Genomic DNA, 22,143 nt, shown 5'->3' with positions numbered 1-22,143 from the left:
CTTCAACTGTTTAAGAAGTGTTGGTAGCACTCTTAAACCGTTCCCCCTAGTTACGGTAGGGAAAACACTTGTCGAAGTCTCTTGTTAATAGATTTAGTTTTTCTATAAAATAAAACTTATGGTTTTATTTTATATGAAATAGCTATCTATTTCAAGGGCTTAGTTCATCAAAATCAAGACATTGTTTTCCTTTTTCCAGGGAAACAGTGTCTTTTTTTGTTCCTTAAAGGAGAAGATGAACAAATGACAAAAATATTAACCTGCTATTTAAGAGATGTAGACACCTTCAACGGAAGGTTTAAGTGGTTATGGAAGAACAAATCCACACTTCGGAAAAAGAAAGAAGAGTTTTTAGAAATTATCCGTACTCATTATAAACAGAACCAATCAGCTATACATAAAGAATTTCCTAAAAAAAGAATGGAAATGCTTGATCATGTCATCTATAACCTAGTGGCTACAGGCATCCAAGCCATTCGTTCTGAAACACTCATGAAGAAATTTAAAGTTTCTAAAAGTACGGTTTCTCGTTTTGTACGTTCGTTAAAAGCGACACCTTTTATACTTGTAGCACGTTACATTAAAGAGGATGCAACAGGTACTCACCCTGATAGCTATGTATTTATTCTTAAAAGTCATAAGAACTTTAATCGGATTTGCGACGAAATCTTTTTTGCCCATGATACAACAGGGATAGAAACGGTCCAACAAGAAGAAATGACAACTCCTGTGACGCTTCCTGTGATGTATCCAGAAAGTGCTGAAAACGTTGATAGACCAAGCTTAAAGGCCGATAAATCACCTGGTGCCTTTAATAACCTTGATTTACCTATAAATCATATAAATAATCATTTAATGTCTGCTTCACAGTCATTTACCTATATCAAAGGTGTTCCTAAGAAAGTCAATCAAGTCTACGCAGGTAAGTATGGCCATCAATTAAAAGACTTTTATGCTCGCATTCAAAATGCTGCAAAAGCCGTAAAACGAGATACAGAGATTATGATTGAAAAAGAGCAAATACATGAAATTGCATATACATCTATCGTTGGATTAGACAAATATGTACATGAAGCTAATCATAAAGGAAAACCTTTGACTTTAGACAATATGTGTCAGTTAATCTATAAAATTGCGAAAAAACAATTCTATCAGTTGCTTGACCCTGAAAACCAGGATTATTCATCAGTATATCTAACTCATAAAGAAGTTATACATAAAGAAGAGTCATCAACAAAATTGTTTACACCCAAGCGTATTATCCGCAAAGAGATTGTTCCTAATTGGTTAAAGGCTAAGCAAGATCGAGAGAACAGTACAGAAAAAAAAGAAGTATCTTCGGTTACACAGTTAGAAATAATTGAATTAAAGCAGAGATTAGGACAAGAGCTAACACCTGAGGAGCAGGAATTGTTGCATCAACATGCTAAATTAAAGGAACCAGCTTCTTAATTCATAGCAAGGACTTTCACTATTTTTAACGTATTCAGTGTTTTAAGGGCGGACTTGGCAGGATTTGAACCTGCAAGACACCAAAGTTGTATAGTGTAATACGACTGGCTGCTCTGCCATTGAGCTACAAGTCCACACTATAAGTATGCACATAGTCTTTGTTTATATGTACGACAGAAGAAAATGTAAAAAGTGAAGAAATCCCTTAGAAGCAAAAGTACTATTAGGATATGTTTATTTAGAACACTGTTCTAAATAATAAATAAATCTATATCTACGCAGGAGGAGCACATTATGCCACATAAAATTACGTTAACTGGATCAGCCACAGGACCACTACGAGAATACGATCGCTATGTTGCCTTTGATATGCGTGAAAAAGGATCACCATCTGCGCCTAAAGGGTTGAAGAAGAGTACGTTTATTTCGTACACGGTATTTGTTGCAAAGAAGGCTTTCAACAAAACAGGTCTCACAAAAAAAAGCATTATGCATGAAAAAATCTTAATTCAAGGAGAACCAACATTAGACATTCCGATTGATGAATGCCCTGGTGAAGTAGGTGTAATCTGCTTCCAGATTACTGTTCTCCCGAATAAGAAAGACAAAGAAGGCAATGAATCAAACGATAAAAAAGAGGCGAAACAAGAGGCTTCTGCAGTGCAACAAGAAGTTGCGGCTACTAAACAGGAAGAAAAACCGGTAACTACCTCTCAACCTGTAGCAAATGAAGAGAAGAAAGCTGAAAAAGTACAGACAGAAGTGAAGGAGACACCTGTTCAAGAGAAAAAGGTGGAGCCACAAAAGAAACAAATAACAAATCAGCCAAAAGGGACACAAGATCTTCTAAGTTTCGACGAAATCATCGTACCTGAAGAATTCTTAAAGACACATCCAAACCCTCAAAAAACACAAAAGGTCATTGATTTTGTGAAGCGTACAGGGCGTCTGGATGAGCCATTAACGATTGAAAAAGGATCGAATATCTTGAAAGATGGTTACCGTCGTTATATTGTGGCCAAAACCGTTAAAATGGATAAAGTTCCAGTTATGTATGAATATCAGAAGTCATAATGTATTTCCTTGAAGATGACCTATTGCAAGGACTGCAAGGAGATTGATAACAATGAGAGTTGTGAAAGAAAGCATTATTTATCCATTACCAGAGGATCAAGACATTGCAAAATTAGAAGCTTCTTTTCGCATCCAATTGCCCAATGCATATAAAGAATTCTTGAAGCTATATAACGGATGTACAGTAATAGATTCTACACCTCTAACAATCATCAATAACAGGTGTCAAATTGAACGTTTTTTAGGCATTATTAAAAACTTCAGTGAGCATCCTTATGGTGTGTATGATATTGGTTACTGCGAAACTTTTTTAGGAGAACAAGGCCGGAATTTTTATGATGAAGATCTCATCGGATCTGAATTAATTCGAATTGCGAAGCTAGCATGGGGAGATTATTTATGTTTAAACTTTCACTATGATAAAAACAATCCGTCTGTTGATTTCCTAGACTACGAAGAATCATATGAGTGTGATCCAGCTACATCAAAGATTGCTGATACCTTTCAAGAGTTTTTGAGTATGTTATTATCTAAGGATACGAAATAGCAGAAAATGCTATTTCGTAATGAGATTATCTACTCATTTTGATTTTTAATCATAAAAGAGGAAGTGTCGACATGAAAAAGTGGCTTTGGATCATGTTATCATTTGGAGTAATTTTTCTTGTATTTGTCATGAATCATGTCTTAGATAAAAGCCAACAACAGCCAAACATGGTAAGTAGCGTCTCACTTACAACCAGCACATCTCCTAATCAGCGAAACATTGTTGAAGTAAAAAAGATGTATAAACAAACCACTGATTACTTTGATTATGAGCAAAAACAAAAGGCTGATTCTCTTAGAATGTACTACGGACAACCTGGAAGCACTCTTAACCAATATAAGGAGCTTCAAGGAATTCAACCTTCTATGATTCATGACGTTAATGTACATTGGAAAAGTGAGCAACACGTCATCATCAATATCATGAAAACGAATCTACAACATAAAAACAAGGTATACAAGCGCTTTAACTATAACCTTAACGAGATGTAGGCTTTGGATCTATGGGTTTACATGTCTTCATCGCAGCTCTTATGTATGGTCTTACAATAGGAATAGTTGCTATCATTAGCTTTTTTATGGTGGCTTTCCGCCAGGATAAGCGAAGTTTACACGATTAGATGGCAACTACCTATGGGAAACGTGTAGAACCTATCAAAGTAGAGATCTATAACCCTATTATTTCTATTCTTTTACATTTCAAAAAGGAGAAACTTATATGAAAAAATCAACACCTTGTCCAGGGTGTCAAAAACCTATTACAATTGAGCATTTCGAAGATTTTTCAAGTCCTTTTACAATGAAATGCCCGCATTGTCGAGAAAAACTGAAGGAAACCAAGATGACCCCGTGGTTATTGTTATTAGCTGTTATTATCATTCCTTTATTGGTTTACTTGGGAATTACGGTTAAAAGTTTCTTGTCCGGCCATTTTCCTGTTGTTGAAAAGGTACCAACTATGATTGTATTTATGGCTTTTTGTTACCCTGTATATGCCTTATATGAAGCTTATAATGCCGTTATTGTCTTTAATAAGGGAAATTTACAACTAAAAAAAACTAATTAATCTTTTATCTCTTTTCTATGAATATGTCTTTAGTAATATCAATACTAGAGACATGTATTTTATTATTAGTGGATAAATTTAAAATATTTTATATTTTTTACCTTCCTCTTCAATCATGTTATCATCATCTGAGGAGCTATTTAGATAGATAAAGTGTTAATTTACAAGAAGGGGAGAAATATAAAGTGGATCAAGTAACAAAACCAGCAGGATTTTGGATACGCCTATTAGGAAATCTGTTAGATGGCATTATTGTAAGTATTCCTTTGGGGCTTATTGGCTTTCTTATTACAGGAGACTTTGACCGTGAAGATCCCATTACATCACTCATAGGTTTCATCTATGCGGTTGCTGTCCCTATATTATGGTATGGATATACTATAGGGAAACGAATTGTTGGAGTTAGAATTGTCAAAGTCAATGGAAAGAAACTTGGAATCGGAGCAATGCTATTAAGAGTTCTTGTGGCCGGCATTGTTTATGGTATTACATTAGGTATTGCGTTAATTGTAAGTGTGTTCATGGTGGTTTTCCGTAAGGATAAAAGAAGTCTTCATGACATGATGGCCGGCACGTATGTTACATATGCAAAACCAGGTGAAATAGTGGATAAACAAGCATTTGTAGATTGATATCCAATCTACAATAGAATGAATTGTAACTTATTACCTTTTGTTGTTCCAGATACAGGTAGCAAATTGAGAAGGTTGCCATATTCAATAGTAAAGATACTTTTGATAGAATAATATGGAAAGCTAAACTTTCATTTCATTTGCAATACCGAATACCCTCTGTTTCTAATCTAATATTCGGGACCATTTAAAAATCCTACACCTCAGTGTGTAGGATTTTTTCTGTGCGTCACCTATTGTGTATAGGCAGTTCTCCGGTACATATAAGAAAATTTCTAAAAAGTTGAAGAGGATAAATGTAGATTATTGAACATACTTATTACTTTCTGCTTTAACTATCCATACAAGTAGTTCTTTTTCTTTGGCATTTAAATGTCGACCTAACCGTTTTTCAAAATCAGAGACTAATTCTGCGAAACGAGGACTATTTTCCATCTACATACCTTCTGTGTTACCTATATTATAAGATATATTTTATATAAATCTTTATACTTGTTTTTCGTTACCGAAATTTCCTCCACTTCCCAGGAGTTTTTAATCATATTTACAACAAAGACCGCCCATTATGTATCAGTTTATAAGGCGGTCTTAACTGTATTCATGCTATATGTTTATGACCAAAATATCGACACTATTCTAAAAAGACGTCAGGTAAAAAAGGCAATAGTTAATATCGCTACCACACAAGCTAAATAGATATTACCACTCCAATCCCTCTTTTCCTTTTCATTCACCGTATAGCTATTATAAGAACCTACAATGGGCTCTATTTTAAGTTTTCGTTGTATTTCAGTTTCTTTATCTAAAATCAAGTCTGATTCCTCCATTATTTGATAATTGTAAGGTAGGAATCTCCCTTGTTTGTCTCTCAATCGGCTGCTGACGTCTCGTAATCCCTGCTGTCTTTTCATTGGTAGAAGGCTTTCGGTCGAATTGAATAGCTGCTCCTGACACAGATTGGCCATCTGTTGATGTTCCAAGTAACGTAAAAGCTCTTGTAGACGTTCCTTTTCGCTCAAGGTCATCATGTTTGCCTCCTCCTTTCTCTTCGATGTTTGGCTCTTGTTTCATCCATAACCGGTGGGGAGAAGGTTGCCATGGAGAGGAGGGAAGAGGGACGTCACTTACTTTATACTGATTCATTAATGCTAAGAAAACAGGATTGTTCGCTGCTGTAAAGAGTGCACACCTTATAATTTGATTTCGATCTAACTCAGTAGCATGAAATAGACTATCTACATATGTACGATAAATGGAATGGTACCGCACAGTTGGTCAATAGGTGTCTACTTGATTTTTTAGCTTCTTATTTTTCTTCATACGCGGTTTTCTCTTTTAAAATGACCTTTAACGTCTGTTTACCTTCTGACGTTAAATAGACGTCTTTTCGATTTAATAACGAGATGGCTATTTCTTTTTTCATCTGATTCGCTCCATTCTTGATGGTTTATCCTGACGTCTTGTGGTGACGTCTTACTAAATGATATGAACGATAACTTGTCCACTATTCCGATATTTTCTTCAAAAATGTATGAAACTTCGAATTTTTGGACAAGACTGATGTTAAAAAGGTGATTTTATATGTTTGGGTTAGGTAAGCAACGTAGCAAATTAGGAAAATGGTTAGATCAAAGAGGAATTTCTCAACAATGGTTAGCAAGTACTTCAAAAGTTAGTAGATCTACTGTTAGTGATCTCTGTAAACGAAATGTAGAACATGCGCCTACGCAAAGAACTATGACCAAAATACTCAAGGCTTTAAGAAAAATAGATCCCAATTTAAAAGTACATGATTTTTTTGATATATAAGTAGAAACTGCTATAATAGTTTTGGGAATGATACGTAAATGTTTTATGGAGTTTAACGTAGCATAAAGAAACCATTTGTTATATACAAGTGGTTTCTTTAAATTTTAGAATAACTTCTACTGCTTTTCTATATCCTCCAGCTTCTCTTAAAGACTTTCCAACTAAAGAACTCTTATCCTTAAATGAAGCGTTTGATAGCACTTGTTCTGTTGTGTTTCGTAATGTAGAAGCATCTAGGTTCAAACGATTAAGTTGTAAACCAGCTCCTAACTTTTCAATTTGATTAGCAACTATTGGTTGATCCCCCATAACAGGAATGACAACAAGAGGAACTCCAAAGTAAAGTGCTTCACTAGAACTATTCATTCCACCGTGAGTAATAAAAACATCTGCTTGTTCTAGTATTTCTAATTGAGGTACATATTGATGCACTCTAAAATTGGAGGGAATATCGTCAAACTGATGAATATCCGTCTGCTTTCCTACTGCTATTATAACGGTATAGGGACTTTTCCTAAATGCTTCAAAACATGTTGTATATAATTCAGGTTGCTGATTAAATACGGTGCCCATTGAGATAAAGATAAGTTTAGTATCATGCTGTACTTTAAATGGAATGTACTCTATATTGTGACGTTTTGCAATAGATGGCCCAATAAAAATAAAAGATTCATCAAATTCTTCAGCACTAGGTTGATAGAACTTCGAGGTGTATACAAGGGTGATATCGCCGGGGCATGTCATGAGATTTTTTTTATTAGTAAGAATTACGCCGTATTTATCTTTCCATTTTGTTGTAATCTCTTCAATCTCTTGATACTTTGGAGAGTTTTTATTCATTTCTCCTCTATTTTGCATAAGAGAGGAGAAGATTTCTTGATTAATCGCAAATGTTGTACAAGAAGAAATTTTAGGTAGATTTAAAACGTCAGCAATAATCCACCCTGCAGCAAAGTTATTGTCATAAATTACGTAATCGTATTTCTCATCTCTTACTTCTTTCAAAACTTTCTCTACGATTGCATCCATGGCTTTCCCCATATACAAGAGCATTTCAAGAGGGTCTATTTTTTGATTTACTCTTTTTGTGATATGGCTAGGCGTTGGAAAATTTTCGTAAGGTCGAAACAATGCGCCCGTTTTCTCTATTTTAGTTTTATATTCTTCTACACAATAATATACGACCTCCTCACCTTGCTTTATCAATTCTTCTACCAGTGGAATTGTAGGATTAATATGACCTTCCCCAGGAAAATTAAAGAACAAAACTTTTCCCATCTAATTACCTCCTTGTTCAGGTGATGTTTATTACCTTTAAATTTTACTATATGGGTAGTTCTCTTTTAGTTTAAAGACCAAATGATATTTATTAAATGGATAAAATAAATAAGAATTAAACTTTCCGTTTCTTTATTGATCTTAATTAAGGTATAAACATCACTACATAAAGTGCTTACGTTAAGGTAAAAAATATCTTTTATGGAAAGTTATATATACAAACAACTCCACCCTGGGATGTTGTAAAGTATTAGAAGGAGAAGATTCTTACAAACGGAAAAAGGAAGAATGGATATCCATTCTTCCTTCAGCCATCATTATAAAGTTTTATTAGAAACGTCCGCCGCCAAGTTGTTGCTCAGCCATTTGTACAAGACGTTTTGTGATTTCGCCACCTACTGATCCGTTTGCACGTGCAGTTGTATCAGCACCAAGGTTTACACCAAATTCGCTAGCGATTTCATATTTCATTTGATCGATTGCTTGTTCAGCACCGTATACTAATAATTCATTGTTGTTGCTGCTTTTGTTGTTTGCCATGTTGTGTCACCTCCTTGTTTATCTTAAGTTTCCTATTATAGGAGAAGTGTATTCGTGGAAAATAATGGACGCATAATTTAACATTCATTTCACATACTAAATGTTAGAAACCAATGACACTGTAAAAAGTGAAATCAGACGTTTCATTTCCTTGTGTTGAAGACTAAAACGATTGCCATGTACAAGAAAAAGGATGACACCTTGAGTGGTCATCCTTTTTCTCATGTTAAAACTTCATTTCTTTCCGTACCTGAAAAAGAATACTTAAATATATAAAAGAAGATTACTTTTAAAAGTAATCTCCTTTTATATGGATGTAGTATCCTACAGGGGAAGACGAATCCTGTAGTTTGAGCCCCTAGTAAACAACTTAAATTATTCTTTAACCAATTTAACAAGCATACGAGCAAGGTGATGTTGCTCATCCTCACTTCCAACTTTCCATAGCTCATGTAACAAATATTGCTCTTCATTTTGTGGTTCCTCATGTTTTGCCAAATAATCAGCTATCTTTTTAGCTGCCAAAGTTAATTGGTCATCATTTAACCCCAATTTCTCACCTTTTGTGACTTTATCACCTAAGTATGTTTTAAATTCGTTAAAACTAGAAAGAATACTGTCTTTCTTTTCTTGACTCATCTCGTTTAGCTTATTCTCTACTTTATTTTCAACAGTCCCGGTATTATTGTTCATTTTCTATTCTCCTCTCAATTAAATAGTGATGCTCTTATAAGGTAAGTCCCCCAATTAAAGGTGTATAAACATTTAATTCCATTTCAATGTGCTGTAGAATTGATCTCTAGGACAATTTCCTTTTACTATTTAACCTGAACTTTCTTCAAACTATCTTCACTAATTGATGTTGAATTGAATAGCGTTTTATATAAGCTGATATTAAAAACGTTTTACATCAGTTTTCGCTCATCCCTCAAAATGATTTTTAATGTAACTGCGTTTAGTTATAAGGTATGGTATAGGAAGAGGAAATCTAGACGTGATATACTAATAATAAACATATAGATGATGGAGGGCATTATGACAAAACGATTAGACTTACGTGTCGACTTTGCGTTTAAATCGTTATTTGGCACCCATGGCAATGAATCTATTCTAGCTGCTTTTTTAAATGCAGCACTTCGCTTTCCAAACGAGAAAAAAATTCAAACGGTTCAGTTATTAGATCCACATTTTAATAAAGAAAACCAAGAAGATAAACGCTCAATTTTAGATGTACACGCGCAATTAGAAGATGGAAGCCGCGTCAATATTGAAATTCAGCTTAATAATAAACATGACATGGAAAAGCGAACACTCTATTACTGGTCCAAAATGTATAGCAGCCAAATGAAAGAAGGTATGGACTACGGAGAGCTTTGTAAAACAATTACAATTAATATCGTTAACTTCCGTTATTTGTCCCATATCCATGATTATCACTCAACTTTTCAGCTGTATGAGCGTGAACAAAAATTGCTCTTAACGGATATGCTGGAAATTCACTTCATGGAGCTACCTAAGTTATTAATCAAATGGCGTAATAGAGAAGTGGACCCACGAGAAGATCAACTTGTACGATGGTTATTATTACTTGAAGCATCTGAAGATGAAGAAATCACTCAAGTATTGGAGGAGATTGCGATGCAAGAAGATCAAGTGTTAAAGAAAGCCATAGATGAATGGGAACGTGTGAGTCAAGACCCAGAAGTATTATTAGCTTACGAGGCCCGCAGAAAAGCATTGTTAGATGAAAAGTCAGCTTTAAAAAGAGCAGAAACGCTTGGAGAAAAAAAGGGAAAAGAAGAAACGTTAAAAAAAGTGGCTTTAGGTATGGTTGAAAAAGGGCTTGATGACGCTGTAATTGCTGAGTTAACTGGTTTTACTCAAGAAGAAATTGAAAAGCTCCGACATCAATAAAAAGAAGGTTTCTGGAAACTTTGGTGCAGTTCTATATACTATTTACATTAAACAAAAAACACCCTACAGGAGTAGGGTGTTTTTCTGCTAGAATAGACATTTAACATAGGAACTTTTATGTTTAAAAAAGTAATAGGAGCAGGCTTGAATCTTATTTTCTTTTACTCATTCCCATAAACATTTTAAATTTTCTATATAAATGCTGCATACTCTTTACACCCTTTGAGCAAACTATCATAGACGCTGTGAAGTTTCCTTTTGGAAATCCTCATTGTTTCGAGTTGACAACATGCTATAAGAACAAACCTGCTTGTGACAAATCAGGCGGGTTTTTCTTTTTCATACATATATTATTGATAGCTTGAGCAAACTAATCATGATGTGCAAAAGCATCAAAACTAACTTCTAATTATGTCACAAAAAAACTACTGGTTCTTGGTGAACCAGTAGTTTTTTTGTTCTTGAAATATAGATGATATGTAAAGATAGTTACCATAAAACATAAACATAGTAAAATTAAGAATTCCTCAGAGCCAAGGATCCTAGCCAGACATCCCTTTATTTTTTTATGCAGCTCTTCATATAGTTCTCATTTATCAAAAGTTCATTTCTAAGTGAATAAAGGCTTCCTATATGAAGCTGACCTTCCATACATATGTAACAGCACATTATCACTTTACTTTATTATCCAAATTAATTATAATTTTTACGTCGATTAGTAAATTTATCACCAATTACTTGAAAACAATTGCTTTCTCTTGCTAGGCAAATGCTGAGGGAAAGCGATTGTTTTTATCTATATAGAAATAAATATTTACTTTGTTGCTACACTTACCTTATGTAATTCATTTAACAATTTGTCAATGGATTGACTCACTTGAAGTGTACTATCACTTGTTATTCCTTCTTCTATTGCTACTTGAATCATTTTCTTCCTGGCCTTTTCTATCTCTATAAGTAACGTTTGTTTTAAAACACCTTTATACCCCTGCAATTTCTCTATCACCCATTTAATGAAATTGTTATACGTTAACCTATTTCACAATAAATGTATTGTACTTATATTTTAATACCCAATATAAAAGAAGTTGGGATGGGTGGTTCTATAATTCTCAGCGCAATGTTTTCTAGTGAAGGTACGAAAGAGATTTGGTTCAATACCTTCTGTATGTTCAGTCGACTTATCTTTATAAGTAAGCTGGTGAGCCCACACTATAGATATTACATTCATCTAGAAATATAGTCAGGTTATCAAAATTGAAAGCCCTGCACTGGGTGTTTCCTTTATTTGATACGATAAAAAAAGGTGACCTAAAATTAGGTCACCTTCTAATGATTTTATTCTACCAAATAAATTGTGCACTCAATAAGTTGCTTTCAGTCTATCATTTATTGAAAGGGATTACAAATTGTTCATATTATGTCTTTTCTCATTTTTAATTATAAACTTCGTTTAATTTTATTATAGTCTAAGGCCCTTTAAATTTAACTCTAAATAAAATTAGATAAACAATAGGGGGGGTTCTTTTGGTTTAGTTGCTGAGAAAGGCGTTCAAGGTGGTGAAAATCATGTTGAGAAATAGTTGATTGCTGCTTTAAGTTGTTTTTTATATCTGTTAATATGCATAATTCATGTAACTCATGATCTGTGAAGATATCTCGAATGGGGTTTAGCCTAAAGAATAATGGAAGGGTATCACAGAGGAGAGTTCCGCCCTCGACGAAGAAAATTTGCCGCCATAAATGCCCATAATGTGCGGTCATTTCTTTTTCTATTATACTTACTAATGACAATTCAATCTCGAATAGCAAGGCATACGATTCAAATAAGAGCTCTTTCTTCATTCACATGCCACCCTTTATAAGATTTTAAAAGTAGTCAAATTACAGTTACTACAGAGCTCAAGTTGCCCTTGATATGTAGTATAAAAACATTTTTTATAATAAAGCCTTCTTTACTTATCTTTTGTATTCAACGTTTTGGTTTGTTTGCCTATAACATAATAGCTAAAATCACCTCCCTTTCACGCTGGTTAGAGTCACGATTAACTATATATAAGTAGCTTAAGCATAAGATCATTCCCTCCTAAAATGTCAATTGTGCTTAATTCTTAAAATAGCACATTTCGTTACTATTTACCTCCATTTTGTCACTTAACTTTACATATAACATGACTTTTTTCATCTTTATAAGTAAAAATATTCAAATTTATTTATATTAACAGATGGTTTCATGTAGTAAAATTAATTTTGCTATAAATGAACAATACGTATGAAAATACATTTATAAAAGGGGATAAAACAATGAAAAGTCATGTTATGAAGATTGTTACTTCGCTAGCTATAGGAATAGGGATTTCCACAGCTCCTGCATCATCATACGCAGCAACACCTAAGACTATGAAAGTACATTATATTGATGTGGGCCAGGGAGATAGTATTTATATTAAAGCTCCTAATGGCGAGGACATTGTCATTGACGGAGGAAACAAAGGAAAAGGAAATGCAGTCGTAAGTTATTTAAAGAAGCAAAAAGTTGATGATATAGAGGTCTTAATTTCTACTCATCCAGATGCTGATCACATTGGGGGATTAGATGAAGTTATTAACGCGTTCAAAGTAGAAAATGTTTATGCACCAAAAGTAAGTAATAACACTCAAGCATACAAAGACTTTTTAAATGCAGTTAAAAAGAAAAAGTTAAAGATTCAAACAGCACAAGCAGGCGTGAAGCTACCTGTTAAAGATGTAAACGCTCAAATTGTAGGGCCTACCAAAACATATGCTAACAGTGATCTAAATGACTGGAGTGCTGTTGTACACATGACTTATAAAAAGAATACATTTTTATTTACAGGTGATGCTGAAACAAAAGCAGAGGCAGACATGATAAAGGCCAAGAAAACACTACGTGCAGATGTACTTAAAGTAGGTCATCATGGCGCTAAAACCTCTACAAGTAAGAATTTCTTAGATGTTGTAAAACCTAAGTATGCGGTCATCAGCGTTGGTAAAAATAGCTATGGACATCCTACTTCTCAAGTAGTGAACTTACTAAAAAATTCGAAAGCAAGTATTCTGCGCACAGACCAAAGTGGTACGATTATTATCACTGGTGATGGAACATCTTACTCTGTTAAAAAATCGAGGTAATTATGAAAAAGATAAAAGGTATTATTGATCGGTTTGAAGAGGGATTTGCTGTTGTTGAAATTGAAGGAAAGACAAAGGATTACCCTAAGGATATCTTCCCCCACGATATACAAGTTGGAGATGTCGTCTATATTACGGGAGACAAAGTTGAGATTGATAGAAGCGAAACAAAAAAGCTGGCAAAAGAAATTGAAGATTTAATGAATGAAGTTTGGGAAGATTAAACCTTCTTACTAATTGTAAACGCAGGGATATAGGTATTAAATGATTCAAAAAGCTGAAATTTACCTTTTCGGCTTTTTTTGTTATGAGTAATCCATCTAAGTAAAGTAGTGTAACTGTTCCCTAATGTTATCATAAACAAGCTGAAAGGATAAACATATAGGTAAATAGCTTAAGGGATAAAACAAAAAGATATGTATAATTATATGTTTTCTTTTACAAATCGCCCCGTAAACCCTTATTATGGAAATAAACTTAAAATAAGGTGGGAGATACTTTTATGAGAGCAAAGATTGAAAAAGCAAACCATGTAGTTATGTTTAAATCAAATGGTGAATTTTATGCGCATGAAGTGACTCAAGGTGTTAAAGTCGGTTTCTATGCCTGTCCCTCTTGTGGAGTAAAAGTTTATCATAAACAAGATCATTTCTTTTCTCATGAACACGAACGCACATGTAGTTATGTACAAGAGCAAGTTAAGAAAAAATTCTAAACTTATATCTTGAGAGCTGATTTATAAAATCTTTATAGGTTAATTTATACATTTATAGTGTAATATGAAAGTTGCGCTTATGAATATATAAAAGGAGAGTCAGCATGAGAGGACTAAGTACACTGTGAAAGATAGATGTAGTAGGACGTATAGTAATTCCCATTGAACTCAGAAAGGTACTAGATATAGATAAAGACGACTCAGTAGAGATTTTATTGGAAGAGGATCATATAGAAATAAAGAAATACAAAGAATATAACGAATGTGTAATTACAGGTGAGATAACAACCGAAAACCGTAAATATGCAAATAACCTAGTTCTAAGTCCTTCAGGTGCAGAAATATTGTATAAAGAAATAAAAGATAAGAAAAAAGCCTTTGAATCTTAGATTCTAAGGCTTTTTAGGTGAAATTATTTTTTATGTTGTATACTTTCTAACCAATTTTGTACAGAAGAACCTAGGTTAGTAGCCCCTACTTTTAATTCATCCATAATATAAGAAATTAAATTGTGTAAACTGTACTCTTCCTTATACGGATTGTTTTTATTAATGAATTTTAATACCTCTTTTAATTCCTTTAACCGCCCCTGATCCAACTCTTCTTCCAAATGTCGAGTCATGTACTCATCTACAAAATCAGAATTCCTGATGCTCGCTTCAATTAAGAAGGATGCTGCTAATGCCGGAGAACAATCTAAAGCATATGCTAAACGTTTTAGAACATCATATGTTTCTCCGTGTCCGTCCTTTAAGCGAGTAGAAACACGTTCTTTTTCTATGTTTTTATATAACTGTCTAATTGGCTCTTTGGACATATCACCCATATATATTGTACTACCACAGCTAAATCCTCTTCTAAAATAATTTGATAAGTAGTCCATCACTTTTGAAGAAGCAAGACCTGATATACAAATTGATTCAACTACATTTTTTACAGGGGTATTTGTAATGTAGGATAATCGATAAATACATTCTTTAAGATCAATTGGAAGTGATGGCTTTACATCTCGTTTTTTGTCACTTCGAATTCTCCTCTTTTTCTCTTCTACTCTCACATAATCACTCCTAAAATCTGAATTTATCTCTAGGACAATGACTTTCTGTACATACCTAAAACATATATATGGCAGGGGAGGGAAGAGCATGTATAATTTTTTTGGATATTGGAAAAAACTTATAATAGTAGAACATGAGAGGAGTCTTTTGTATGAAAATGACGAAAGAAGAGGCACAAGAAATTGCGAAAAAAATAAAGGAAAACTCTAATAAGTACGGATTACCTGTAAAGAAAAAGAAAAATGCTAGTTCAGCCTAAAACAGAATATATAAAATAAAGCCTTCCATCTAACGAAAAGATAGGAGGCTTATATTTTTCTACTATACTTACGGAATGACATATACTACATTGCGTAATAATGGTAATAGGAATTCATAATAAAGCTTCAAAAAGGTATGTTTTACTCTAACAACTAAAGCCACTAGTGCATCTAGTGGCTTAGTCTTTTAAAAATCGCTAAATTCTTCAAGATCATCATCATCTAAAGATCCAGACACTTGTTCTAAATCTGCAATTTTTCCTTCTTTTGGGGCATGGTTGTCTGAAGGCTTCTCTTCAATATCGTCTGATGCATTGGCAAAACCATTAGCTTGAGCTAATTTCTTTAACTCCCGTAGCTCGGAATTGATATGTTCGAGCAGTTCTTCTGTTCTATACCCCTGTTCTACTTGATCCGTAGATGTACGATGGAGTTCACGAACAATTAAAGATGAAATATAGTCCCCTAATTTTCGAGACTTTGCATATTTTGCAAGTACGTCATAGACTTCATCACTTAACTGGTTGGTTTTAATCGTAAAGGCATTCTGACGCTCTGACATGGTTATCACCTACGCTGTTAGGATTTAACGGCTTTCTTCTCGGCCTGTTTCTTTTGAAGATATCCAAGGCTTCGAATTTCTAAGCCGAATAAATTCAAGTGACGACTATCTTCTGGCACTTTATGATATTTCTCTGTACGTTCTTCACCGATTTTTTCATCCATGCTATTCATAATGGCTACTTTTAGTGTCGGAGCAACACCACCACTATATACATATTTACGGATTTTATTTGCTGGTGGTGGCGCTACATCATTTAACTTGGCTAGTAAAATCTCTACATAATCTCTTAGAGAAGATGTAATTTGAGCTGTTAAATCAATGGCCTGACCTGTGTTTTCATTTTTTAATTCAAACTTTTGTTTGCTGTAGTTATCTAAAATAAATTGATCAAATGCACGTAAATCGGTAAACAACTCTGGGAATTTCTCTTTGCGTAACTTATCAATGTGCGCTAGGTATGGAATACCTTCAATACTTTGGAATGATTCGCGACTGTTTGCAGCTTTTAATCCTTCAGGTAAAATCACAACATCAATGGATCCTCCACCAATATCGACCATCACGGTTTCACATTCTACATATTCATTGGCATCTTCACGGTCTTGAAGCGTTAGGTCTTTCTTTAATGCAAAGCGTGCAATTTCGCCTTCTTTTAAGCATGCACTTTCTTCTACAGAAACGTTTATTTCTTTTTCGAACCCTGGTGTATGAATATAGAAAGCATGGTCACCTAAGAAGCGAGTTGCCATTGCTTTTTGTGCTTCACCAAATGTGCTTTCTTTTTTTAGTAACCAGATTGGTAACATCGTAGAGAAATAGCCAATCTCGATGCTATTATCCTTTTGATCTTTCGCATGCAATGCGTGATAGTATGCAATGGCAGCTAGAAATGTTACATAAGGAATATGGCTTGTAATTTTGTTATGTAAACGATTGATGTGATTGTTCGCAAGTTGTTGGCTTGCTGCGATGTCACCGACTAAGAAATAACGTTCTTTCTCTTCGTCACCGATTGTTGTAGATAGTAAGATACGCTTCTTAAATTCTTCTGGTGCTGTCACCGCATCTGTAAAGAATGAATCAGCAGCCTCTTTTTGGAGTTCTACAACGTTGGTTGGGAAATCAAATAGGTACCCATCAATGATATTCATATCAACGGAGTTTCCACAGTCTTTATTAAAACGTGAAATTTTCATCTCTATACACCTCATTTTTAAGTTGAACTTCTGTTAAACTAATTATACAAGAATAAGGTTGTGTTTTCAATCATTTAGTTAAACTTATCTATCAACAAAAACTTACATTTATCAACAATCATATTTGTTTAGTTGAACTTATTTTAAGATTAAAAAATATGAAGGTATACGGAGGTTTTTTATAGAATAAAAAGAGAGTTTTTAACACTCTAAAAAAATAAGAGAACATACAACATTTAGTTTTATCTAAAGAACTGATATTTGCTGCAATAGAGCTACCTGCTTAAAAGAATATTCTTTATTTTGCTATTATGTGATTTAGAAGCTTAATACCTTAGAGAAAAACTAATAATTTGTCGTCATTAAGAGTAAATGATACAACATTAATTTTTATAACATAGTTTTAACATTTACTTCTATTCTAAGAATATATTATTCTTTTGTTTTAGGCGGAATTTACATTATCCAAAATTTATAAAATATAAGTAACAGCAAATTTTATTTTTGATAACCATTTCTTTAATAATTTCTTATATGGGATGTAGAAGATAAAATAGTTAAAATGAAATGAGTAGTTTTTCTAACGAAAGGTACTATTTATAAAAAACATCAATAGGCGACCCAATCCTTCTATGTAGAAAGATAAAGTCACCTACAAAATTCTTCTATTCATTATTAGTTATCCTTTCAGTTGTTCGGATTTATACATTTATTGATTTACATGTTCCTGTTCTACCTGATCTACTACATCCTCCTGGCACTCATTAATAAATAGGTACGTAAGGTATGAATGTAAGTCAAATCGTTCTTCCTCAATAAACGTAGAAAAAACCTTTTTATATTCGCTCAATAGCTTAACCTCCTTTATGTAAGTTCCTATTTTCCATTCTTGCCCAACTAGCAATCTCTTATACATACAAATTACCAAAGTATTTTGTATTGGCCTCACTTACTATCCAACCTACTTCTTATTATATTTGAAATCATTTACATCATAAAGATAAAATAACAGAATATTATGACTTTAAAACATTGTTGAGGTAATTATGAAAAAATTTTATAAATAACTAAGAAACCTTTTTGTCTCATGAAGGTTTTTTGGCTATTTTAGATTCGGAAAATGGAATAAATGTATTACAGTATGTTAATTATGGATTAAAGATGTAAAAAACGTTTTTTTTCACTTCCCTAATAATTCCATAGGAGAACGTCCATGAAAAACTATACAAACGATAACACAGCAAGACGCTATATAGCTCACGTTAGTATATTTGGAACCACTCAAATTCACTTAAGAAATCCTTACATTATAGCCTGGTGGTCAGCAGCCTTTCCTGGCTTCGGACATTTACTTTTATCTAAATACCTTCGAGGATTTGTTTTATTTATTTGGGAAGTTGTCATTAACCTTCAATCCAATGTAAACGTAGCTATGATCCATTCCTTTCAAGGGGACATAGACATGGCGAAAGAGTCACTAAACACTAGGTGGCTTCTCATTTATATTCCTGTTTATCTGTTTGCCATATGGGATAGTTATCGAACGACGGTTGATTTAAATAAAATATATCTCTTAGCTGAAAGAGAAAATCACACCTTTAATTCTTTTAGTATGGGAGCTATGGAGATTAACTACTTGGATAAAAGAAATCCTATTATGTCTATCATATGGTCCTTATTTATGCCAGGTTTAGGTCAGCTTTATATTCATCGAATAATTGTTGCTTTTTTTATTGTTACGTGGACCGTTGTTTTCTTTTACTATTCTCATCTTCTTGAAGCTATTTCTCTTCTCTTTTTAGGCGAAATCCAGAAAGCTACCAACGTATTAAATCCAGAGTGGTTACTGTTTTTCCCTTCTCTTTATGGCTTCGCCACTTATGATGCTTATACCAATACAGTTGAAAATAATAAACTTGCTGAAAAAGAACAGAAAACCTTTTTAGAGAAGAACTATCAACACCCAGATTTTTATATTGAAAAGGAAAAAAGGTAACAAGAGGGCCTGCAGGTCTCTTTTAATTTTATGTGAATGAAAGAATCGTAATTGGAGCATACTAACCAAGATGTCAAAAGGTATCATTGGATAAAGTCACGTAAGAGCAAAAAACGCCTTAGAGAGAAGGCGTTTTTTGCTTTTCAACTGTAATAATGTATAGTTCTTTATTTACCATAAAACGGTTTATCGGCACAAATATGCCGAAGAAGCGTTACTAATTTAATTGACGTAATATATTAGTCGTATATCGATAGATATAATATAATGAAATAAAAAAGGGAGAAATATCCAAGGTGAAAAAACGCTTGTTAAATGGGGTCATCTTCATTGGGGTTATTATTATTTTAGCTATCAGTATACCGAGAATAACAAATAATGAAGCACGCTATTTAAGTTCACCAGAAGAAGAGAAAAAGGTAGCGCATCTTGAAGGGGATTTCAGAAAATGGTCACTTAGACCACTGGATAAATTCATGGTGCAAGGTTATCAAGCAAAACCGAATGGACATGATTGGAACAGTGTGAAGCAAAAACCAATAAAAAATCATCGCGTTACATATTACACCTTTTTTGGTATCCGTTATATGGAGGTAGAAGTTAGTTAAATCTAATGTTGAATATTTAAATGGAGGGGTAGAAAAATGTTTATAATTGAAGCTATTATAGGTCTCATTTGCTTCTTTATTATCAATATTTTATACGATACGTATATTACTAAAAGAAGTAGTTCTTTTATACAATTAGGTGTCATTTCAGTGATCCAAACTATTATTGCAATGAGTATTTACAGCATTGTGTGAGGATCTTGAACTACTTTAAGACTCGTACATAATAGAATTTTACACCCCATACAGATTTATAGCAATCTACGTCTCTAGATGTATATCAATAAGGAGAAATTAATGTTAAAATTTTCTATGTTAATTAATGGATATAACATGGAGGATATTTATGAAAAAAGTTTATATTGGAGTCATAGTAGCTTTGAGTATTTCTATACTCTTGTTTGGTTGTAGCTCAAAGGAAAAAGAGATGAAGGAAGACGTAAACTTAGGGTTTGACCAAGCTAAAAAAGTAGAAGTATCATCTGTACATCACCCAGACGTAGTATTAAATACTATTGATAAGCAGCAAGATATAAATACATTTATCAATAAACTAAAAGTGGATAAATGGAATGTTGCAGAGATCCCTGCCAATGCTAAAAAAGAGAATGTCTATAAAATGTATCAGGAAGGAACTGTTAAATTGGGGGAGTCATCAAATAAGGGTAAAAAAGAACTTAAACAAGTTGCTACAATTACTACTTACAAAGGTATTCCTTATATTTACATTGAAATTAAAAATCTTAATTTAAATCTTAAAGTTCCAAATAATGTATCTGAATATCTGTCTAGTCAAAGTCAACAAAAACAGTAGTTACATACATAACAGGTATAAGAAATAGAGCCTTGAAAGTGTTGAACACTTTTAGGGCTCTATTTCTACTGATACCTTATACTATGTTAAGTAAATCCTAAAGTATTTTATAAATTGTTTTGTCTTTTACATATTAAAAATGCACACTTAAATAAAAGTTACAACTTTATTTTTGAATAAACGGACAGATATAGAAAAATAGACAAATCAAGTGAATAGCAATATGATATAATTTTTGGTATCCAAAAAATAGAAAAAACATATTCAGTTAAGGGGAAATTATATGAAACACTTATTAGATAGGTTTAAGAACACAGATTTACTGGAGATTTATACATACGAAGGTGACGTCAACAAATGCTTAGTAGCATATATTCTTCAAACCAATGAAGAGTATACACTGTTAGCAACAGTTGGGACTTCTGGTTTATATGACGGACACTACGTTATTTCTACAGAAAGCGTTGTTTCAGTAGCTACTGAAACTGAATACCTGAAAAAAATCAAAAATCTCTACGACCTTAAGAAACAAGTTCATCCAACATATACAGGAAACACTGAGGACCTAATTAGAGGCGGCTTAGAATTTGCTAAAGCACAGAATTATATTGTCTCACTTATGCTATTAGATAGTGAAGAGTACTCAACTACTGGATTTGTAAAAGAAATTATTGAGAATGAAACTGTAGTTATATCTGAAGTGGACTCATTTGGTTTTGTTGATGGGAAAAGGTTCATAGACATTGAAGCTATCGAACATTTGACTATCAATGGTGAAGAAGAACAAGATATAAAGCTTCTTTTTAGTAATAACGCCTAAGTAAACGGAGTTATAAGGAGGTATCTTATGGAACTACTAAATGGTGTAACAGGTTTTTATATAGACCTAAAGGATAAACCTCCTGCTACCAGTCTTAAGCAGTTTAAAATACATAGTTATGAAGCTGCAAGAACTTATAATGGAGAACTATTGGAATGTAACGATACAGACGTTCATTCCAATTTTCTTTTTAGCGTTTTAGGAATTAGTAATAAAGAGGTCTACGTATTGCTAAATAAGCATTATCCATTTGTTGCATTTACCTTTTCTATTCATGAAGAGAGAATCACCTTTGTTAATGACAAAGAACTAAGCTTCTTCTTTTCAGCTTTTTACACGATTCTAGGTGCAGAGTCACTGAATGAAAAGTTAATGTACACCCGTAAAAAGGGATCTGTACTATTAAAAAATGACAACCAACTAAATAGTGCAGAATTAGCGCAAATAGCATATTGGAAACCAATTACTTTAGGGGAAGTTCTTTATAACTACTGGGATTAAGTTTCTACTAAGAAGAAAACAAAATGGAGATATAAAAATGGATTCAAGAAAAGCTATGTTGATGATATTATACTCAATGTCTTTGGTGCTTATATAGGCTATTTAAGTTATAAACTATTGAGAATGTTAAGTTTGAAAGCTGTACA

General features: G+C 33.3%; 29 protein-coding genes and 1 tRNA gene. 17 read left to right on the top strand and 13 right to left on the bottom strand.

The window, feature by feature from the left end; all coding sequences use genetic code 11:
* The first annotated feature begins 243 nt into the window (after nucleotides 1-243).
* The gene (locus ACOZIR_RS23515; RefSeq protein ID WP_421535878.1) at nucleotides 244-1,452 is read left to right on the top strand and encodes a replication protein; all 1,209 of its coding nucleotides are present in this window, start codon (nucleotides 244-246) and stop codon (nucleotides 1,450-1,452) included.
* Between the two features lie 49 nt (nucleotides 1,453-1,501).
* On the opposite strand, the gene ACOZIR_RS23510 is transcribed toward ACOZIR_RS23515, so the two are convergent.
* Nucleotides 1,502-1,586: transfer RNA gene (locus ACOZIR_RS23510), tRNA-OTHER, on the bottom strand.
* 160 nt (nucleotides 1,587-1,746) lie between these two features.
* On the opposite strand from ACOZIR_RS23510, the gene ACOZIR_RS23505 reads away from it, so the two are divergent.
* From ACOZIR_RS23505 to ACOZIR_RS23485, 5 genes are all read left to right on the top strand, one after another.
* Nucleotides 1,747-2,526: a plasmid stabilization protein gene (locus ACOZIR_RS23505; RefSeq protein WP_421535877.1), complete on the top strand. Its 780-nt coding sequence runs from the start codon at nucleotides 1,747-1,749 to the stop codon at nucleotides 2,524-2,526.
* Between the two features lie 52 nt (nucleotides 2,527-2,578).
* On the top strand, nucleotides 2,579-3,073 hold the full coding sequence (locus ACOZIR_RS23500) for an SMI1/KNR4 family protein (protein ID WP_421535876.1): 495 nt from the start codon (nucleotides 2,579-2,581) through the stop codon (nucleotides 3,071-3,073).
* Nucleotides 3,074-3,144: 71 nt separating this feature from the next.
* Nucleotides 3,145-3,564, top strand: coding sequence for a hypothetical protein (locus ACOZIR_RS23495; protein ID WP_421535875.1), 420 nt, complete (start codon nucleotides 3,145-3,147; stop codon nucleotides 3,562-3,564).
* 226 nt (nucleotides 3,565-3,790) lie between these two features.
* Nucleotides 3,791-4,138 (top strand): hypothetical protein, encoded by a 348-nt coding sequence (locus ACOZIR_RS23490; RefSeq protein WP_421535874.1) that lies wholly within the window; start codon nucleotides 3,791-3,793, stop codon nucleotides 4,136-4,138.
* Nucleotides 4,139-4,323: 185 nt separating this feature from the next.
* Complete coding sequence (locus ACOZIR_RS23485; protein ID WP_421535873.1) at nucleotides 4,324-4,770, top strand: RDD family protein; 447 nt, start codon at nucleotides 4,324-4,326, stop codon at nucleotides 4,768-4,770.
* A 303-nt stretch (nucleotides 4,771-5,073) separates the two neighbouring features.
* On the opposite strand, the gene ACOZIR_RS23480 is transcribed toward ACOZIR_RS23485, so the two are convergent.
* From ACOZIR_RS23480 to ACOZIR_RS23470, 3 genes are all read right to left on the bottom strand, one after another.
* Complete coding sequence (locus tag ACOZIR_RS23480) at nucleotides 5,074-5,205, bottom strand: hypothetical protein (RefSeq protein ID WP_280161016.1); 132 nt, start codon at nucleotides 5,203-5,205, stop codon at nucleotides 5,074-5,076.
* Nucleotides 5,206-5,417: 212 nt separating this feature from the next.
* Nucleotides 5,418-5,582, bottom strand: coding sequence for a hypothetical protein (locus tag ACOZIR_RS23475; RefSeq protein WP_421535872.1), 165 nt, complete (start codon nucleotides 5,580-5,582; stop codon nucleotides 5,418-5,420).
* Nucleotides 5,569-6,039, bottom strand: coding sequence for a hypothetical protein (locus ACOZIR_RS23470; RefSeq protein WP_421535871.1), 471 nt, complete (start codon nucleotides 6,037-6,039; stop codon nucleotides 5,569-5,571). The genes ACOZIR_RS23475 and ACOZIR_RS23470 overlap by 14 nt, the downstream gene beginning before the upstream one ends.
* Nucleotides 6,040-6,351: 312 nt before the next feature.
* Here ACOZIR_RS23470 and ACOZIR_RS23465 point away from each other — a divergent pair, with 312 nt between their 5' ends.
* Nucleotides 6,352-6,579 carry a helix-turn-helix transcriptional regulator gene (locus tag ACOZIR_RS23465; RefSeq protein WP_328179423.1) on the top strand — a complete coding sequence of 76 codons (228 nt, stop codon included), beginning with the start codon at nucleotides 6,352-6,354 and terminating at the stop codon, nucleotides 6,577-6,579.
* 78 nt (nucleotides 6,580-6,657) lie between these two features.
* On the opposite strand, the gene ACOZIR_RS23460 is transcribed toward ACOZIR_RS23465, so the two are convergent.
* The 3 genes from ACOZIR_RS23460 to ACOZIR_RS23450 form a co-directional block, all read right to left on the bottom strand.
* Nucleotides 6,658-7,857: a macrolide family glycosyltransferase gene (locus tag ACOZIR_RS23460; protein WP_421535870.1), complete on the bottom strand. Its 1,200-nt coding sequence runs from the start codon at nucleotides 7,855-7,857 to the stop codon at nucleotides 6,658-6,660.
* Between the two features lie 330 nt (nucleotides 7,858-8,187).
* A complete protein-coding gene (locus ACOZIR_RS23455) occupies nucleotides 8,188-8,397 on the bottom strand; it encodes an alpha/beta-type small acid-soluble spore protein (protein WP_013084404.1) in 210 nt (69 codons plus the stop codon).
* A gap of 375 nt (nucleotides 8,398-8,772) precedes the next feature.
* Nucleotides 8,773-9,090: a DUF3243 domain-containing protein gene (locus ACOZIR_RS23450; protein WP_421535869.1), complete on the bottom strand. Its 318-nt coding sequence runs from the start codon at nucleotides 9,088-9,090 to the stop codon at nucleotides 8,773-8,775.
* Nucleotides 9,091-9,432: 342 nt separating this feature from the next.
* Between ACOZIR_RS23450 and ACOZIR_RS23445 the strand changes: the two genes are divergently transcribed.
* Nucleotides 9,433-10,311, top strand: a complete 879-nt coding sequence (locus ACOZIR_RS23445) for an Rpn family recombination-promoting nuclease/putative transposase (protein ID WP_421535868.1) — start codon at nucleotides 9,433-9,435, stop codon at nucleotides 10,309-10,311.
* Nucleotides 10,312-11,125: 814 nt separating this feature from the next.
* On the opposite strand, the gene ACOZIR_RS23440 is transcribed toward ACOZIR_RS23445, so the two are convergent.
* Nucleotides 11,126-11,305, bottom strand: a complete 180-nt coding sequence (locus ACOZIR_RS23440; protein ID WP_421535867.1) for an aspartyl-phosphate phosphatase Spo0E family protein — start codon at nucleotides 11,303-11,305, stop codon at nucleotides 11,126-11,128.
* Between the two features lie 497 nt (nucleotides 11,306-11,802).
* Entirely contained in the window at nucleotides 11,803-12,156 is a 354-nt protein-coding gene (locus ACOZIR_RS23435; RefSeq protein ID WP_421535866.1) for a hypothetical protein, read from the bottom strand.
* A 555-nt stretch (nucleotides 12,157-12,711) separates the two neighbouring features.
* Here ACOZIR_RS23435 and ACOZIR_RS23430 point away from each other — a divergent pair.
* From ACOZIR_RS23430 to ACOZIR_RS23415, 4 genes are all read left to right on the top strand, one after another.
* Nucleotides 12,712-13,464, top strand: a complete 753-nt coding sequence (locus tag ACOZIR_RS23430; RefSeq protein WP_421535997.1) for a ComEC/Rec2 family competence protein — start codon at nucleotides 12,712-12,714, stop codon at nucleotides 13,462-13,464.
* Nucleotides 13,465-13,466: 2 nt separating this feature from the next.
* On the top strand, nucleotides 13,467-13,688 hold the full coding sequence (locus tag ACOZIR_RS23425) for a DUF3006 domain-containing protein (protein ID WP_421535865.1): 222 nt from the start codon (nucleotides 13,467-13,469) through the stop codon (nucleotides 13,686-13,688).
* A gap of 278 nt (nucleotides 13,689-13,966) precedes the next feature.
* On the top strand, nucleotides 13,967-14,179 hold the full coding sequence (locus ACOZIR_RS23420) for a hypothetical protein (protein WP_421535864.1): 213 nt from the start codon (nucleotides 13,967-13,969) through the stop codon (nucleotides 14,177-14,179).
* Nucleotides 14,180-14,310: 131 nt separating this feature from the next.
* A complete protein-coding gene (locus ACOZIR_RS23415) occupies nucleotides 14,311-14,568 on the top strand; it encodes an AbrB/MazE/SpoVT family DNA-binding domain-containing protein (RefSeq protein ID WP_421535996.1) in 258 nt (85 codons plus the stop codon).
* 23 nt (nucleotides 14,569-14,591) lie between these two features.
* Here the strand turns inward: ACOZIR_RS23415 and ACOZIR_RS23410 are convergent, their stop codons facing one another.
* The 4 genes from ACOZIR_RS23410 to ACOZIR_RS23395 all read right to left on the bottom strand — a co-directional run bounded on the left by ACOZIR_RS23410 (nucleotide 14,592) and on the right by ACOZIR_RS23395 (nucleotide 18,108).
* Nucleotides 14,592-15,236, bottom strand: a complete 645-nt coding sequence (locus tag ACOZIR_RS23410) for a hypothetical protein (protein ID WP_421535863.1) — start codon at nucleotides 15,234-15,236, stop codon at nucleotides 14,592-14,594.
* Nucleotides 15,237-15,684: 448 nt separating this feature from the next.
* Nucleotides 15,685-16,059: a hypothetical protein gene (locus ACOZIR_RS23405; RefSeq protein ID WP_421535862.1), complete on the bottom strand. Its 375-nt coding sequence runs from the start codon at nucleotides 16,057-16,059 to the stop codon at nucleotides 15,685-15,687.
* 17 nt (nucleotides 16,060-16,076) lie between these two features.
* Nucleotides 16,077-17,258, bottom strand: a complete 1,182-nt coding sequence (locus tag ACOZIR_RS23400) for a hypothetical protein (protein ID WP_421535861.1) — start codon at nucleotides 17,256-17,258, stop codon at nucleotides 16,077-16,079.
* 709 nt (nucleotides 17,259-17,967) lie between these two features.
* Complete coding sequence (locus ACOZIR_RS23395; protein ID WP_421535860.1) at nucleotides 17,968-18,108, bottom strand: hypothetical protein; 141 nt, start codon at nucleotides 18,106-18,108, stop codon at nucleotides 17,968-17,970.
* Between the two features lie 363 nt (nucleotides 18,109-18,471).
* On the opposite strand from ACOZIR_RS23395, the gene ACOZIR_RS23390 reads away from it, so the two are divergent.
* The 5 genes from ACOZIR_RS23390 (at nucleotide 18,472) to ACOZIR_RS23370 (ending at nucleotide 21,997) form a co-directional block, all read left to right on the top strand.
* Nucleotides 18,472-19,254 carry a hypothetical protein gene (locus ACOZIR_RS23390; RefSeq protein ID WP_406902605.1) on the top strand — a complete coding sequence of 261 codons (783 nt, stop codon included), beginning with the start codon at nucleotides 18,472-18,474 and terminating at the stop codon, nucleotides 19,252-19,254.
* A gap of 296 nt (nucleotides 19,255-19,550) precedes the next feature.
* Nucleotides 19,551-19,862 (top strand): hypothetical protein, encoded by a 312-nt coding sequence (locus ACOZIR_RS23385; RefSeq protein WP_421535859.1) that lies wholly within the window; start codon nucleotides 19,551-19,553, stop codon nucleotides 19,860-19,862.
* A 346-nt stretch (nucleotides 19,863-20,208) separates the two neighbouring features.
* Nucleotides 20,209-20,676, top strand: coding sequence for a hypothetical protein (locus tag ACOZIR_RS23380; RefSeq protein WP_421535858.1), 468 nt, complete (start codon nucleotides 20,209-20,211; stop codon nucleotides 20,674-20,676).
* A gap of 283 nt (nucleotides 20,677-20,959) precedes the next feature.
* Complete coding sequence (locus ACOZIR_RS23375; protein WP_034655674.1) at nucleotides 20,960-21,496, top strand: hypothetical protein; 537 nt, start codon at nucleotides 20,960-20,962, stop codon at nucleotides 21,494-21,496.
* A gap of 27 nt (nucleotides 21,497-21,523) precedes the next feature.
* Nucleotides 21,524-21,997 (top strand): hypothetical protein, encoded by a 474-nt coding sequence (locus ACOZIR_RS23370; protein WP_421535857.1) that lies wholly within the window; start codon nucleotides 21,524-21,526, stop codon nucleotides 21,995-21,997.
* Nucleotides 21,998-22,143 lie beyond the last annotated feature (146 nt).

This window comes from Priestia sp. D3YE.R1 (assembly GCF_049199565.1).
Lineage (GTDB): Bacteria > Bacillota > Bacilli > Bacillales > Bacillaceae_H > Priestia > Priestia aryabhattai.
The sequence above is the reverse complement of the archived record's forward strand: the minus strand, read 5'-3'. Positions and strand labels throughout refer to the sequence as shown.

What these genes read in the sequence shown, in the direction of transcription:
- ACOZIR_RS23435 (WP_421535866.1), bottom strand. Translation starts at nt 12,156, where the DNA reads ATGAAGAAAGAGCTCTTATTTGAATCGTATGCCTTGCTATTCGAGATT.
- ACOZIR_RS23490 (WP_421535874.1), top strand. Translation starts at nt 3,791, where the DNA reads ATGAAAAAATCAACACCTTGTCCAGGGTGTCAAAAACCTATTACAATT.
- ACOZIR_RS23505 (WP_421535877.1), top strand. Translation starts at nt 1,747, where the DNA reads ATGCCACATAAAATTACGTTAACTGGATCAGCCACAGGACCACTACGA.
- ACOZIR_RS23380 (WP_421535858.1), top strand. Translation starts at nt 20,209, where the DNA reads ATGAAAAAAGTTTATATTGGAGTCATAGTAGCTTTGAGTATTTCTATA.
- ACOZIR_RS23460 (WP_421535870.1), bottom strand. Translation starts at nt 7,857, where the DNA reads ATGGGAAAAGTTTTGTTCTTTAATTTTCCTGGGGAAGGTCATATTAAT.
- ACOZIR_RS23375 (WP_034655674.1), top strand. Translation starts at nt 20,960, where the DNA reads ATGAAACACTTATTAGATAGGTTTAAGAACACAGATTTACTGGAGATT.
- ACOZIR_RS23465 (WP_328179423.1), top strand. Translation starts at nt 6,352, where the DNA reads ATGTTTGGGTTAGGTAAGCAACGTAGCAAATTAGGAAAATGGTTAGAT.
- ACOZIR_RS23430 (WP_421535997.1), top strand. Translation starts at nt 12,712, where the DNA reads ATGAAAGTACATTATATTGATGTGGGCCAGGGAGATAGTATTTATATT.
- ACOZIR_RS23405 (WP_421535862.1), bottom strand. Translation starts at nt 16,059, where the DNA reads ATGTCAGAGCGTCAGAATGCCTTTACGATTAAAACCAACCAGTTAAGT.
- ACOZIR_RS23420 (WP_421535864.1), top strand. Translation starts at nt 13,967, where the DNA reads ATGAGAGCAAAGATTGAAAAAGCAAACCATGTAGTTATGTTTAAATCA.
- ACOZIR_RS23450 (WP_421535869.1), bottom strand. Translation starts at nt 9,090, where the DNA reads ATGAACAATAATACCGGGACTGTTGAAAATAAAGTAGAGAATAAGCTA.
- ACOZIR_RS23500 (WP_421535876.1), top strand. Translation starts at nt 2,579, where the DNA reads ATGAGAGTTGTGAAAGAAAGCATTATTTATCCATTACCAGAGGATCAA.
- ACOZIR_RS23455 (WP_013084404.1), bottom strand. Translation starts at nt 8,397, where the DNA reads ATGGCAAACAACAAAAGCAGCAACAACAATGAATTATTAGTATACGGT.
- ACOZIR_RS23425 (WP_421535865.1), top strand. Translation starts at nt 13,467, where the DNA reads ATGAAAAAGATAAAAGGTATTATTGATCGGTTTGAAGAGGGATTTGCT.
- ACOZIR_RS23445 (WP_421535868.1), top strand. Translation starts at nt 9,433, where the DNA reads ATGACAAAACGATTAGACTTACGTGTCGACTTTGCGTTTAAATCGTTA.
- ACOZIR_RS23480 (WP_280161016.1), bottom strand. Translation starts at nt 5,205, where the DNA reads ATGGAAAATAGTCCTCGTTTCGCAGAATTAGTCTCTGATTTTGAAAAA.
- ACOZIR_RS23515 (WP_421535878.1), top strand. Translation starts at nt 244, where the DNA reads ATGACAAAAATATTAACCTGCTATTTAAGAGATGTAGACACCTTCAAC.
- ACOZIR_RS23390 (WP_406902605.1), top strand. Translation starts at nt 18,472, where the DNA reads ATGAAAAACTATACAAACGATAACACAGCAAGACGCTATATAGCTCAC.
- ACOZIR_RS23400 (WP_421535861.1), bottom strand. Translation starts at nt 17,258, where the DNA reads ATGAAAATTTCACGTTTTAATAAAGACTGTGGAAACTCCGTTGATATG.
- ACOZIR_RS23495 (WP_421535875.1), top strand. Translation starts at nt 3,145, where the DNA reads ATGAAAAAGTGGCTTTGGATCATGTTATCATTTGGAGTAATTTTTCTT.
- ACOZIR_RS23370 (WP_421535857.1), top strand. Translation starts at nt 21,524, where the DNA reads ATGGAACTACTAAATGGTGTAACAGGTTTTTATATAGACCTAAAGGAT.